We start from the raw sequence: 13,035 nt of genomic DNA on the forward strand, positions 1-13,035 counted from the left end.
GCCCCCAGGGTGGGGCGGCCCGGTTTCAGGGCGCCTTCACGGCGCCTTCACGGACCGCCTTCCCGGGACCCGGGTTCCTCAGAGGTGGCGCAGCGGCACCGACGCGACCTGCATGAAGTGGTCGGAGGACGTCTGCGACTTCGCGGTGAAGTACAGGTTCGTGTAGCCGCAGGAGCCTCGCGGGCCGCCGTACGTCAGGATGTAGTCACGCCGGTGCGGCGAGGGGCCGAGCGGGAACTTGTAGAGGTTCGACGTCGGCATGTGCGCCCCCTTCAGGGCGCTCGTGGCGTAGGTGTCGTACAGACCCGCGTTGAGCAGGGCACGCTGCACGTTGTTGAAGGGCATCGTGTTGGCCGTGGAGTTGAGGTCACCCGCGACCACGATCTGGTCGGTCGGGAAGGCCTTGCGGAGGCTCTTCAGGAAGCCGAGCGTCTTGACCGTCTGGCGACCGCGGATGTCGAAGTCGCCGCGGGTCTCGCCCACCCGCAGGTGGTTGGACGTGACGACGAACGAGGCCTGGGTGCCGCTCGTGGCCTGCAGCCGCACCCACGGCATCAGGGAGTCCATGGGCGCCTTCGGGTCGGTGACACGGGAGAGCCCCTGGGCCAGCTCGGTGTAGACGTTCGCGTCGTAGATGATCCGGGTGCCGGTCAGGCCGCCGAGCACCCCGTAGTACGAGTTGTCCACCCCGTCGACCCAGGCGGCGGAGCCATCGGCCTCGTTGAGCCGATCGATGATCCACTGGTGCTGGCGCACCGACCCGTTGCCCATGCCCTCCTTGCCACTGGCCTCCTGGAGCGCGACCACGCGGGCGCCGCTGCGCCGGATGTCCTTGATGACGTTGGGCCCCCGGAGGTTCCAGCCGAGGCCCTTCGGCTTGTCGGTCGTGTCGCCCTTCCAGGTGCGGACGTTGAAGGTGCCGACCGTGACCCGGTCCTGGGGGAGCGCGGTGCAGCGGAAGGTCAGCGGCGCCTGGATCCACTTGGTGGGGCTGCCGCCCTTGGTGCCCTTCTTACGGATCGCGGAGATCCGCACGAACGAGTAGTTGCCGGACGTCGGCAGCGCGTCGACGGCCCGCGCGACGACGATCGACGTCTTGCGGCGGTTGACCTTGTACGTCTTGACGTCGCGGTCCAGCCGACGGCTCGGACCGACCGTGAGCACGTAGTGCTTGAGGCGCTTGACCGGCCCCGGCCGCTTCCAGGTGACCTTGATCCGGCCGTCCGGCAGGCTCGCCAGGCTCAGCCCCAGGCCACCGACGCCGTTCGCCGGGCTGCCGGCGTTGGTGCCGGTCGGGTTGGTGTTGCGTCGCTCCAGCGCAGTGGTGGCCACCCCGGCCTGCGCGGGCGCGGTGCCGAGCACGAACGCGAGCAGCAGCAGGGCCGTGAGTGCCTGGACGAGGCGGGTGGTCGGACGAGCGGGCATGAGTGACTCCAGGGAGCATCGAGGGTCGTGGGCGCTCGTCGGGTCTGTCGGCGGCCCAGCCGTCGACCTTAGCGAGATGCCCGCGTGCGCGGGGGCGCTTTCGGGAAGCTCGCGCTCAGTCGAGGGGCTGGTCGACGCAGGCGCGGAACGCGTCGTACGTTGCCGGGTCGCCGCTCACCGTGATGCCGGCCTCGTCGCGGCGACGCCAGAGCCAGGCGTCCAGGTCGGCCGCGGTCCCGGCGACGACCGCGTCGGCCGGCGTGCCCGGATCGTCCACGACCTGTACGTGCGGGCCGTCGTAGACCTTGCCGGACCCCGGCTCGGTGCCGACGAACATCGAGGGACGGACCCAGATCGCGGTGCCGAGGTCGACCAGGTCGACGCGCAGGAGGGACGTTCCGACCTCGACGCGTCCCCACGCGGGGGCGTCCCCGCCGTACATCACGTCGAGCACCTCGAGCACCCCGTCCCCGGCCAGGGCCGCGTCCAGGGGGGTGACCGCCCCGGCGGTCTGCTCCGCGTCGAGGCGGTGGATCAGCGCCTCGTGCGCCTGCCGGCGGAAGCTGGTGCCGACGGTCTGCACGGGGGACCAGTGCCAGGCCGCCGCGTCGGGCCCGGCTGCCTCGAGCTCGTGCACCAGCGCGGCCGAGTGCTCGTCGAACGCCGCCAGGAGCCCGTCGTACGACGCCGCCCGCGCGGGCCGCGGCATCGCCTCGTCGGGGGGTGCCGGCCGGGTCCGGACCACCTGCGCCCAGAACCACTGCACCTCGGTGAGGTGCCACAGCAGGTCGGCGGCGTCCCAGTCGGGGCAGGCTGGGACCCGCCCTGCGGGATCGCACGAGGCGAGAACGGTGCGGAACCGGGCGGACTCGCGACGGATGTGGTCGAGGAAGGTCGGGTACTCCACGGGCGGAACCTAGTCCGCCGTGCCGACGTCGGCGACCGGATTCATCCCGACTTCACATGCTCATGCACGACAATGTATGGTCATGCACATGTCAACGAAGACACGAGTGGCGGTCGCCGGCGCGAGCGGCTACGCCGGCGGCGAGCTGCTCCGGCTGCTGCTGGCCCATCCCCAGGTCGAGATCGGTGCCCTGACCGGCGCCTCCAACGCCGGCCAGCCGCTGGGCGCGCTCCAGCCCCACCTGGCGCCGCTCGCCGAGCGGATCCTGGAGCCGACCGAGCTGTCGGTCCTCGCCGGCCACGACGTCGTCTTCCTGGCCCTCCCGCACGGCCAGTCCGGCGCCCTCGCGGCCCAGCTGGGTGAGGATGTCGTGGTCGTCGACTGCGGGGCCGACTTCCGCCTCGCCGACCCGGGCGCCTGGGAGCAGTTCTACGGCGGCGAGCACGCCGGCACCTGGCCCTACGGCCTGCCCGAGCTGCCGGGTCAGCGCTCGCTGCTCGCCGGGGCCACCCGCGTCGCCGTGCCCGGTTGCTACCCGACCGTCTCCACGCTGACCCTCGCTCCCGCGGTCGCGGCCGGTCTGGTCGAGCCCGAGGTGGTCGTGGTCGCCGCGTCCGGCACCAGCGGGGCCGGCAAGGCGGCCAAGCCGCACCTGCTCGGCAGCGAGATCATGGGCAACGCCAGCGCGTACGGCGTCGGCGGCACCCACCGGCACACTCCCGAGATCACCCAGAACCTGTCCGGCCTGCTCACCGAGGGCAGCGGCCCCGTCAGCGTCAGCTTCACGCCGCTCCTCGTCCCGATGTCCCGCGGCATCCTCGCGACCTGCTCGGCGCCGCTGAGGCCCGGCGTCACCGCCGACGACCTGCGCTCCGCCTACGCCCAGGCGTACGGCGACGAGCGCTTCGTGCACCTGCTCGCCGAGGGGCAGTGGCCCCAGACCAAGTCCGTCATCGGCTCCAACGCCGTGCACGTGCAGGTGACCGTCGACGCCGCCGCCGGCCGGATGGTCGCCGTCGGAGCGGTCGACAACCTGGCCAAGGGCACCGCCGGCGCCGCCGTGCAGTGCATGAACCTCGCCCTGGGCCTCGACGAGGGCCTGGGCCTGACCACCGTGGGGATCGCGCCGTGACCGAGCAGACCGAGCAGACCGAGACGACCGAGCAGACCGAGACGACCGAGCAGCCGACGTACACGCTGCAGCAGTTCCCCGAGAAGCTCGCCGTGGTCCGGCTGCCTCCCGGCTCGGAGATCCCGACCTGGGCGGAGTCGTCCTCGCTGTTCTCCATCACCGCCACGGCGACCGAGACCTCCCTGGTCTGCGCCGGGCGCAACGTGCCCACCAAGCAGGTCGCCCAGAAGGGGCTCACCGCGTTCGCGGTGCAGGGCCCGCTGGACTTCGAGCTGGTCGGCGTCCTGGTCGAGCTGCTCACGCCGCTGGCCGAGGAGCGCATCAGCGTCTTCACGCTGTCGACCTACGACACCGACTGGATCCTGGTGCCGCTCACGGACGCGGAGAAGGCGGCCGAGGCCTGGCGACGACGAGGGCACACCGTCGCTCTCGCCGTGCCCGCCAAGCCCGTGAAGTCCACGCCCAGGAAGCAGAAGCCCAAGAAATGACCGTCACCACCCCCGCCGGGTTCACCGCTGCCGGCGTCCCCGCAGGCCTGAAGTCCACCGGCGCCAAGGACGTTGCGCTCGTCGTCAACGCCGGCCCGACGTACGACTCGGCCACCGTGTTCACCGCCAACCGCTGCAAGGCCAACCCGGTCCTGTGGAGCCAGGAGGTCGTGAAGGACGGCACCGTCCGCGCGGTCGTCCTCAACTCCGGCGGCGCCAACTGCTACACCGGCCCCGACGGGTTCCAGACCACGCACGCCGTGGCGGAGCGGGTCGCGGGCCACCTCGGGATCGGCGCGATCGACGTCGTCGTCTGCTCGACGGGCCTGATCGGGCTCGCCAACGACCGCGACCAGCTGCTCGCCGGCGTCGACGCGGCGTACGACGCCCTCGGGCCGGACGGTGGGCCGCAGGCGGCCGAGGCGATCATGACCACCGACTCGGTGAGCAAGCAGGTCGTGGTCGAGGGCGCCGGCTGGAGCGTCGGCGGGATCGCCAAGGGCGCCGGCATGCTCGCCCCGCAGCTGGCCACCATGCTGGTGGTCCTGACGACCGACGCCGTCGTCCCCGCCGCCGACCTGGACGCCGCGCTGCGCGCCGCGACCCGGGTCTCGTTCGACCGGCTCGACTCCGACGGCTGCATGTCGACCAACGACACGGTCACGGTGATGGCCAGTGGCGCCAGCGGCATCACGCCCTCGCTGCCCGACTTCACCGAGGCGCTGACCCAGGCCTGCACCGACCTGGCCATGCAGCTGCTGAAGGACGCCGAGGGCGCCGACCACGAGATCGCGATCACCGTGCTCAACGCCGCCACCGAGGACGAGGCGGTCGAGGTGGGCCGCAGCGTCGCCCGCTCCAACCTGTTCAAGGCCGCGGTGTTCGGCAACGACCCCAACTGGGGTCGGGTGCTGGCCAGCGTCGGCACCACCCAGGCGCAGTTCGACCCCGCCGACCTCGACGTCGCGATGAACGGCGTCTGGGTCTGCCGGTCGTCGACCCCGCACGCCGACCCGGACACGGTCGACCTGAAGCCCCGCGAGGTGAGCGTGACCATCGACCTGAAGTCCGGGTCCGAGCGGGCGACCGTCTGGACCAACGACCTGACCCACGCCTACGTCCACGAGAACAGCGCGTACTCCTCATGAACGACTCGACCAGCGGTGCCTTCGACACCAGCAAGCCCGACCAGGCCAAGGCCCGCACCCTCGCGGGCGCCCTGCCGTGGCTGAAGCAGTACCACGGCAAGATCGTCGTGGTGAAGTACGGCGGCAACGCCATGACCGACGAGACGCTCAAGCGGGCGTTCGCCGAGGACATCGCCTTCCTGCGCTTCGCCGGCTTCAAGCCGGTCGTCGTGCACGGCGGTGGCCCGCAGATCTCCCAGATGCTGGCCAAGCTCGGCATCGAGTCGGAGTTCCGCGGCGGCCTGCGGGTCACCACCCCCGAGGCGATGGACGTCGTCCGGATGGTCCTGGTGGGCCAGGTCCAGCGTGAGCTGGTCGGGCTCATCAACGAGCACGGCCCGCTGGCGGTCGGCTGCTCGGGCGAGGACGCCGGCCTGTTCACCGCCGAGCCGACCAACACGATCGTCGACGGCGAGGAGGTCGACCTCGGGCTGGTGGGCGAGGTCAGCCGGGTGCGCCCGGAGTCGGTGCTCGACCTGATCGAGGCCGGCCGGATCCCGGTCGTCTCCAGCGTCGCCCCCGACGTCCACGGCGTCGTCCACAACGTCAACGCCGACACCGCCGCCGCCGCGCTCGCGGTCGCGCTGAAGGCCGAGAAGCTGCTGGTGCTGACCGACGTGGAGGGTCTCTACCTCGACTGGCCGGACCCCACCGACGTGATCGGCGAGATCAGCCCCGAGTCGCTCGCCGAGATCATGCCGTCCCTGGCCAGCGGGATGGTGCCCAAGATGGGCGCCTGCCTGAAGGCCGTCCAGGAGGGCGTGCCGCGGGCCACCGTCGTCGACGGCCGCGAACCGCACGCCGTCATCCTCGAGCTCTTCACCAAGGAGGGCGTCGGCACCCAGGTCCTTCCGGGTGTCGAGACCAAGACCCGGAAGGTGAGGGACACCCCGTGACCGATCTCCACGAGCGGTACGCCGCCTCGCTGATGAACACCTTCGGCCCGCCCAAGCTGGCGCTGGTCCGTGGTGCGGGCGCCCACGTTTGGGACGCCGAGGGCCAGGAGTACGTCGACCTGCTCGGCGGCATCGCCGTCAACGCGCTCGGCCACGCCCACCCGGCGCTGGTCGAGGCCGTGACCACCCAGCTGCAGACGCTGGGCCACGTCTCCAACTTCTTCACCACCGGCCCGCAGGTCGAGCTGGCCGAGAAGCTGCTGTCCTTGACGCTCGGTGGTCGAGGAGCGAGCGCCAGCGATCGTCGGGGGTCGAGCAGCGAGCGTGTCGAGACCCGTGCCGCGACCTCGGGGCACGTCTTCCTCACCAACTCCGGCACCGAGGCCAACGAGGCCGCCTTCAAGCTGACCCGCCGCACCGGCCGCACCGAGGTGGTGGTCGCCGAGGGCGGCTTCCACGGCCGCACGATGGGCGCCCTGGCGCTGACCTCCAAGGAGGCCTACCGCGCGCCCTTCAAGCCGCTACCCGGCGACGTCGTCTTCGTCCCGTACGGCGACGCGCAGGCCCTCGCCGCCGCGGTCTCGGAGCGGACCGCCGCGATCCTGCTCGAGCCGATGCAGGGCGAGGCGGGGGTCGTCGTACCGCCGGAGGGCTATCTCGCCGCCGCGCGGGTGATCGCCGACGAGCACGGGGCACTGCTGTGGTTCGACGAGGTGCAGACCGGCATGGGCCGCACCGGCCGTTGGCTGGCCTCCGAGGGGGTCACGCCCGACATCGTCACCCTGGCCAAGGGCCTGGCCGGCGGTTTCCCGATCGGCGCCTGCGTCGGCCTGGGCGCGGCCGGCGAGCTGTTCGAGCCCGGCAACCACGGCACGACCTTCGGCGGCAATCCGGTCGCCTGCGCGGCCGCGCTCGCCGTGATCCGGACCATCGAGGACGACGGCCTGCTCGAGCACGTCACCGTGCTGGGCCAGAAGATCCGCGACGGCCTGGCCGCCGACCCCCGGGTCACCGAGGTCCGGGGCGAGGGCCTGCTCATCGGGCTCGACCTCACCGCCGACGTCTCGGCCCACGTGTTCGCCGCCGCGCTGGAGCACGGGTTCATCCTCAACAACCCCACCCCGAACCGGGTCCGGCTGGCCCCGCCGCTGGTGCTGACCAGTGACGACGCCGAGGCGTTCCTCGCGGCCTGGCCGGCGATCCTGGACGCGGCGTACGCGCGGGCGGATGCCTGATGACCCGGCACTTCCTGGCCGACGACGACCTCAGCCCCGCCGAGCAGGCCGAGGTCCTGGAGCTGGCCGCCACCCTCAAAGCCTCTCCGTACGACGCCCGCCCACTGGCCGGCCCGCAGTCGGTGGCGATGGTCTTCGACAAGCCCACGCTGCGCACCCAGGTCTCGTTCGGCGCCGGCATCGCCGAGCTCGGCGGCAACCCGATGCTGGTCGAGGGTCGCCTCGCCGGCATCGGCATCCGTGAGTCCGTCGAGGACGTGGCGCGGGTGCTGGGCCGCCAGGTGTCCGCGATCGTGTGGCGGACCTTCGAGCAGTCCGACCTCGAGCTGATGGCCGAGCACGCCGGCGTCCCGGTCGTGAACGCGCTGACCGACGAGTTCCACCCCTGCCAGCTGGTGGCCGACCTGCTCACCGTCCGCGAGCACGTCGGCCCGCTTGCCGGGCTGACCGTGGCCTTCGTCGGCGACGGCGCCTGCAACATGGGCAACTCCTGGCTGCTGGCCGGCGCCACCGCCGGGATGCACGTGCGGGTCAGCGCGCCCGAGGGGTACGTCCCGTCGCCGGCGATGTTCGACCGGGCGAACGCGATCGGCGCGACGACCGGCGGCTCGGCCACGGCGGTCCCCGACCCGGTCGCCGCCGTCACCGGTGCCGACGTCGTGGTCACCGACACCTGGGTGTCGATGGGCAAGGAGGAGGAGTCTGCCGCCCGCGAGGTCGTCTTCGGTCCCTGGTCGCTGACCGCGGACCTCCTCGCCCACGCGCAGCCCGAGGCGGTCGTGCTGCACTGCCTGCCCGCCTACCGCGGCAAGGAGATCGCGGCCGACGTGATCGACGGTCCGCAGAGCGTGGTGTGGGACGAGGCGGAGAACCGCCGGCACGCGCAGAAGGCGATCCTGACCTACCTGCTGGAGCACCCGTGAGCGAGTCCGCGCTCCGGCCGGCCACGAAGGGCGCCCGGCACCAGCAGATCGTCGACCTCGTCACCCACCACGAGATCCGGTCGCAGACCGAGCTGGCCGACCTGCTCGCCGAGAACGGCGTCCGGGTCACCCAGGCCACGTTGTCACGCGACCTGGTCGAGCTCGACGCCATCAAGGTGCGGGCCTCCTCGGGGGCTCTGGTCTACGCCGTACCCGCGGAGGGCGGCGACCGCCGGCCCGCCGCGCCCGGCGAGACCGCGGCGGCCTCGGCCCGCCTGGCCCGGCTCTGCGGCGAGCTCCTGGTCAGCGCCGAGAGCAGCGCCAACCTGGTCGTCCTGCGCACCCCGCCGGGCGCCGCGCAGTTCCTGGCCTCCGCCTTCGACAAGGCGGAGTTCCCCGAGATCCTCGGCACCATCGCCGGCGACGACACGGTCCTGGTCATCGGCCGGGACCCGGAGGGCGGCGACGCGCTCGCCCGGAGGTTCCTCTCCCTCGCCGACCACCACTACGACAAGCAGCACCACGACAAGAAGGAAGTCCACTCGTGAGCAAGGTCCTGACGTCCCTCCCGGTCGGCCAGCGCGTCGGCATCGCCTTCTCCGGGGGGTTGGACACCTCGGTGGCGGTGGCCTGGATGCGCGACAAGGGCGCGGTCCCGTGCACCTACACCGCCGACATCGGCCAGTACGACGAGCCCGACATCTCCGGCGTGCCCGACCGCGCCAAGCAGTACGGCGCCGAGATCGCCCGCGCCGTCGACTGCCGCACCCAGCTGGTCGAGGAGGGCCTGGCCGCCATGGCCTGCGGCGCCTTCCACATCCGCTCCGGCGGTCGCACCTACTTCAACACCACCCCCCTCGGCCGCGCCGTCACCGGCACCCTGCTGGTCCGCGCGATGCACGAGGACGGCGTCGAGATCTGGGGCGACGGCTCGACCTTCAAGGGCAACGACATCGAGCGGTTCTACCGCTACGGCCTGCTGGCCAACCCGCAGCTGCGCATCTACAAGCCGTGGCTGGACGCCGAGTTCGTCCACGAGCTCGGGGGCCGCACGGAGATGAGCCAGTGGCTGGTCGCCCACGACCTGCCCTACCGCGACTCGCAGGAGAAGGCCTACTCCACCGACGCCAACATCTGGGGCGCCACCCACGAGGCCAAGACCCTCGAGCACCTCGACGTCTCCCTGGAGACCGTCGAGCCGATCATGGGCGTGAAGTTCTGGGACCCGAGCGTTGAGATCGCGAGCGAGGACGTCACGGTCGCCTTCGAGCAGGGCCGTCCGGTCTCGATCAACGGGGTCCGGTTCGCGGACCCGGTGGCGCTGGTCATGGAGGCCAACGCGATCGGCGGCCGACACGGCCTCGGCATGTCCGACCAGATCGAGAACCGGATCATCGAGGCCAAGTCGCGCGGCATCTACGAGGCCCCGGGCATGGCGCTGCTGTGGGCGGCGTACGAGCGGCTGCTCAACGCGATCCACAACGAGGACACCATCGCCAACTACACCGCCCAGGGCCGCCAGCTCGGCCGGCTGCTCTACGAGGGCCGCTGGCTGGACCCGCAGGCGCTGATGATCCGCGAGTCCATCCAGCGCTGGATCGCCTCCCTCGTCACCGGCGAGGTCACCCTGCGGCTGCGCCGCGGCGAGGACTACACCGTGCTGCGCACCGACGGCCCGGCGTTCTCGTACCACCCCGACAAGCTCTCGATGGAGCGCACCGACAACGCCGCCTTCGGCCCGACCGACCGGATCGGCCAGCTGACGATGCGCAACCTCGACATCGCCGACTCCCGCTGGAAGCTGGAGATGTACGCCGACCAGCCCGTCGAGCAGGGCCAGGTCCTGGTCGAGAACGGCACGCTCTTCGGCGAGCTGCCCGCGGGCGGTCGCGACGTCATCGCCAGCCCCGTCGGCGACGAGCTCGACGACGAGGCGCTCGACGCGGCCGCGATGGAGTTCGGCACCGACTGATGCGCGAGACGCTGCACCGCACGTGCGCCCGGGTGCTGCCCGTGAACGCGTCCGGTCAGGTGCTGCTGTTGCACGGCTGGGACCCGAAGGCCCCGAAGTCGCCGTACTGGTTCACGGTCGGCGGCGGCCTGGAGGAGGGCGAGACCCTCACCGCGGCCGCCGTCCGGGAGATGCTCGAGGAGACGGGACAGCGGATCACCGAGGCCGAGCTCTCCGCCCCGCTCGGCACGGAGGACGTCGCCTTCGACTGGGGCGACTGGCACCTGGTGCAGCGGCAGACCTACTACGCCGTCCGTCTCGACGACGCGGGCGGCGTGCACCTCGGTGGCCTGGAGCCGCTCGAGACCGGCACCATCGACACTTGGGGCTGGTGGACCCCCGACGCGCTGGACGCGGACGGGTCGGCCGCCGGAGCGTCCCTGACCGACATGATGAGGGCGGCGATCGTCGCCGTCCTCGGAGGAGACACGTGAGCACCAACACCGGCAAGCTGTGGGGCGGACGCTTCGAGGGCGGCCCGTCGCCGGAGCTGGACGCGCTGTCCCGCTCGACCCACTTCGACTGGCGGCTCACGCCGTACGACCTGGCGGGCAGCCGGGCGCACGCCAACGCCCTGCACCGCGCCGGCCTGCTTGCGGACGCCGACCACGCCGAGCTGCTCCGCGGCCTCGACGTCCTGGGGGAGCGGTACGCCGCCGACGACCTGCGACCGGACCCCTCCGACGAGGACGTCCACGGCGCCCTGGAACGGCTGCTCCTGGAGGAGGTCGGCCCGGACGTCGGTGGCCGGCTCCGCGCGGGCCGCAGCCGCAACGACCAGATCGCCACCCTGTTCAAGGTCTTCCTGCGCGACCACGCCCGCACCGTCGGCGGCCTGGTCCTCGACCTCGCCGACGTGCTCGTGGCCCAGGCCCGCGACCACCTCGCCCCTGTCCCGACCGTGATGCCCGGCCGCACCCACCTGCAGCACGCCCAGCCGGTGCTGCTGGCCCACCACCTGCTGGCCCACGCCTGGCCGTTGTTGCGCGACGTCGATCGGCTCCTCGACTGGGACGCCCGCGTCGCCGCGGACTCGCCGTACGGCTCGGGCGCACTGGCCGGCCAGAGCCTGGGTCTCGACCCCGAGGGCGTGGCCCGCGAGCTCGGCTTCACCGGGTCCAGCGCCAACTCCATCGACGGTACGGCCGCCCGCGACTTCGTCGCCGAGTTCGCCTTCGTCGCGGCCCAGGTCGGCGTCGACGTCAGCCGGCTGGCCGAGGAAGTCATCCTCTGGTCGACCCGCGAGTTCGGCTTCGTGACGCTGCACGACTCGTGGTCGACCGGGTCGAGCATCATGCCGCAGAAGAAGAACCCCGACATCGCCGAGCTGGCCCGCGGCAAGGCGGGCCGGGTGATCGGCAACCTCTCCGGGCTGCTGGCCACCCTGAAGGCCCTGCCGCTCGCCTACAACCGTGACCTCCAAGAGGACAAGGAGCCGGTCTTCGACTCCGTCGACACCCTGGAGGTGCTGCTCCCGGCGTTCTCCGGGATGGTTGCCACCCTCGCCTTCGACCGCGACCGGCTGGCCGAGCTCGCCCCTCAGGGCTTCTCGCTCGCCACCGACGTCGCCGAGTGGCTGGTCCGCGAGAACGTGCCGTTCCGCGTCGCCCACGAGCTCGCCGGCGCGTGCGTCCGGCGCTGCGAGGAGCTCGGCATCGAGCTCGCCGACCTGACCGACGAGCAGTTCGCCGCCATCGACCCCCGGCTCACGCCCGCGGTCCGCGACGTGCTGACCGTCGAGGGGTCCGTGGCCTCCCGCTCGGGTCGCGGCGGCACCGCACCGGGCCGGGTCGCTCAGCAGCTCGACGAGGCCGTCGCCGTGATCGGCCGTCACCGTGGACGCCTCGCCTGACCTGCTCGCGGTCCTGTCCGGGCCGGTCGAGCAGGTCGCCCCGCGGCTGCTCGGCGCCCGGCTGACCCACGCCGGCGTCACCGTCCGCGTCACCGAGGTCGAGGCGTACGCCGGCCCGCTCGACCCCGGTTCGCACGCCTACCGGGGCCGGACGCGCCGCAACGCCGTGATGTTCGGTCCGGCCGGTCACCTGTACTGCTACTTCACCTACGGCATGCACGTGTGCTGCAACGTGGTGACCGGTGACGAGGGTGATCCCAGTGCGGTCCTGATCCGCGCCGGCGAGGTGGTTGCCGGCGTCGACCGTGCTCGTGAGCGGCGGCCGGGGTCCACCGATCGCGACCTGGCCCGTGGGCCCGCTCGCCTGTGCCGCGCTCTGGCCCTCGGTCTCGAGCACGACGGGGTCGACCTGGTCTCCGGCCCGGTGCATCTGGTGCCGGGCAAGCCGGCGGGCGCGGTCTCGTCCGGGCCTCGCGTGGGACTCCGGGGAGCACCCGACCGTCCGTGGCGCTACTGGATCACGGGGGAGCGGAGTGTGTCGGCGTACCGGCCCGCGAAGAGCCGCTGAACCCCGTCGTGGGGCGATGGCCACCCCGATTTTGCATGCCTGCAACGCCCGTGTAATGTTCCATCTCGCCGCGGCAAGCGGCTCCCACACTCGGGCCGAGAGGCCAAACCACGTGGGTGCCGCATGTCCAAGGCCAGGAACACCAGCGCAGCAAGATCGAGTCGCTCACCGAGTTGACGAGGTCAGCCAGAACCGGTAAGTTTCTGCAGGTTGCCCCGGGGCAAGGCCGGAAGGCCGGACCCGAGCGCGTCTGATTCTTGAGAACTCAACAGTGTGTCATAGTCGACGAATTAGTTTGTTATGCCCCGTCGGCTGATCTGATCCTGCTTCGGTGGGTGATGTGATGTCAACGGTTTCTTTGGTAAGACAATGATTCTGACAATTGTCAGTATCGTCTTGTCAGGCATCTCT

Annotated in this window: 13 protein-coding genes; 11 read left to right on the plus strand and 2 right to left on the minus strand. The window is 71.8% G+C overall.

Features of this window, described 5'->3' with window-relative positions; genetic code table 11:
- Positions 1–78: 78 nt before the first annotated feature.
- Both V7S47_RS12605 and V7S47_RS12610 read right to left on the minus strand, forming a co-directional pair.
- A complete protein-coding gene (locus tag V7S47_RS12605; protein ID WP_336561867.1) occupies positions 79–1,425 on the minus strand; it encodes a hypothetical protein in 1,347 nt (448 codons plus the stop codon).
- Positions 1,426–1,540: 115 nt separating this feature from the next.
- Positions 1,541–2,332 (minus strand): maleylpyruvate isomerase family mycothiol-dependent enzyme, encoded by a 792-nt coding sequence (locus V7S47_RS12610; RefSeq protein WP_336561868.1) that lies wholly within the window; start codon positions 2,330–2,332, stop codon positions 1,541–1,543.
- A gap of 82 nt (positions 2,333–2,414) precedes the next feature.
- Here V7S47_RS12610 and argC point away from each other — a divergent pair, with 82 nt between their 5' ends.
- The 11 genes from argC to V7S47_RS12665 are packed head-to-tail and all read left to right on the plus strand — an operon-like array spanning position 2,415 to position 12,624.
- A complete protein-coding gene (gene argC / locus V7S47_RS12615; RefSeq protein ID WP_336561869.1) occupies positions 2,415–3,464 on the plus strand; it encodes an N-acetyl-gamma-glutamyl-phosphate reductase in 1,050 nt (349 codons plus the stop codon).
- The gene (locus tag V7S47_RS12620; protein WP_336561870.1) at positions 3,461–3,952 is read left to right on the plus strand and encodes an ACT domain-containing protein; all 492 of its coding nucleotides are present in this window, start codon (positions 3,461–3,463) and stop codon (positions 3,950–3,952) included. The genes argC and V7S47_RS12620 overlap by 4 nt, the downstream gene beginning before the upstream one ends.
- Positions 3,949–5,100, plus strand: coding sequence for a bifunctional glutamate N-acetyltransferase/amino-acid acetyltransferase ArgJ (gene argJ, locus V7S47_RS12625; RefSeq protein WP_336561871.1), 1,152 nt, complete (start codon positions 3,949–3,951; stop codon positions 5,098–5,100). The genes V7S47_RS12620 and argJ overlap by 4 nt, the downstream gene beginning before the upstream one ends.
- The gene (gene argB, locus V7S47_RS12630) at positions 5,097–6,035 is read left to right on the plus strand and encodes an acetylglutamate kinase (RefSeq protein WP_336561872.1); all 939 of its coding nucleotides are present in this window, start codon (positions 5,097–5,099) and stop codon (positions 6,033–6,035) included. The genes argJ and argB overlap by 4 nt, the downstream gene beginning before the upstream one ends.
- Positions 6,036–6,067: 32 nt before the next feature.
- Positions 6,068–7,270 carry an acetylornithine transaminase gene (locus V7S47_RS12635; RefSeq protein WP_442945349.1) on the plus strand — a complete coding sequence of 401 codons (1,203 nt, stop codon included), beginning with the start codon at positions 6,068–6,070 and terminating at the stop codon, positions 7,268–7,270.
- Positions 7,270–8,193: an ornithine carbamoyltransferase gene (argF, locus tag V7S47_RS12640; protein ID WP_090855553.1), complete on the plus strand. Its 924-nt coding sequence runs from the start codon at positions 7,270–7,272 to the stop codon at positions 8,191–8,193. Before V7S47_RS12635 ends, argF begins: the two co-directional genes overlap by 1 nt.
- The gene (locus V7S47_RS12645) at positions 8,190–8,741 is read left to right on the plus strand and encodes an arginine repressor (protein WP_336561874.1); all 552 of its coding nucleotides are present in this window, start codon (positions 8,190–8,192) and stop codon (positions 8,739–8,741) included. The genes argF and V7S47_RS12645 overlap by 4 nt, the downstream gene beginning before the upstream one ends.
- Positions 8,738–10,165 (plus strand): argininosuccinate synthase, encoded by a 1,428-nt coding sequence (gene argG, locus V7S47_RS12650; protein WP_336561875.1) that lies wholly within the window; start codon positions 8,738–8,740, stop codon positions 10,163–10,165. The genes V7S47_RS12645 and argG overlap by 4 nt, the downstream gene beginning before the upstream one ends.
- Positions 10,165–10,638, plus strand: a complete 474-nt coding sequence (locus V7S47_RS12655; RefSeq protein WP_336561876.1) for an NUDIX hydrolase — start codon at positions 10,165–10,167, stop codon at positions 10,636–10,638. Before argG ends, V7S47_RS12655 begins: the two co-directional genes overlap by 1 nt.
- Entirely contained in the window at positions 10,635–12,056 is a 1,422-nt protein-coding gene (argH, locus tag V7S47_RS12660; protein WP_336561877.1) for an argininosuccinate lyase, read from the plus strand. Before V7S47_RS12655 ends, argH begins: the two co-directional genes overlap by 4 nt.
- A complete protein-coding gene (locus V7S47_RS12665) occupies positions 12,040–12,624 on the plus strand; it encodes a DNA-3-methyladenine glycosylase (RefSeq protein ID WP_336561878.1) in 585 nt (194 codons plus the stop codon). Before argH ends, V7S47_RS12665 begins: the two co-directional genes overlap by 17 nt.
- Positions 12,625–13,035 lie beyond the last annotated feature (411 nt).

This window comes from Nocardioides sp. CCNWLW216, assembly GCF_037120545.1.
GTDB classification, from domain to species: domain Bacteria; phylum Actinomycetota; class Actinomycetes; order Propionibacteriales; family Nocardioidaceae; genus Nocardioides; species Nocardioides lianchengensis.

Coding starts and splice junctions, on each gene's coding strand:
- argJ (WP_336561871.1), top strand. CDS start 3,949: ATGACCGTCACCACCCCCGCCGGGTTCACCGCTGCCGGCGTCCCCGCA.
- V7S47_RS12635 (WP_442945349.1), top strand. CDS start 6,068: ATGAACACCTTCGGCCCGCCCAAGCTGGCGCTGGTCCGTGGTGCGGGC.
- V7S47_RS12605 (WP_336561867.1), bottom strand. CDS start 1,425: ATGCCCGCTCGTCCGACCACCCGCCTCGTCCAGGCACTCACGGCCCTG.
- argF (WP_090855553.1), top strand. CDS start 7,270: ATGACCCGGCACTTCCTGGCCGACGACGACCTCAGCCCCGCCGAGCAG.
- argC (WP_336561869.1), top strand. CDS start 2,415: ATGCACATGTCAACGAAGACACGAGTGGCGGTCGCCGGCGCGAGCGGC.
- argB (WP_336561872.1), top strand. CDS start 5,097: ATGAACGACTCGACCAGCGGTGCCTTCGACACCAGCAAGCCCGACCAG.
- V7S47_RS12655 (WP_336561876.1), top strand. CDS start 10,165: ATGCGCGAGACGCTGCACCGCACGTGCGCCCGGGTGCTGCCCGTGAAC.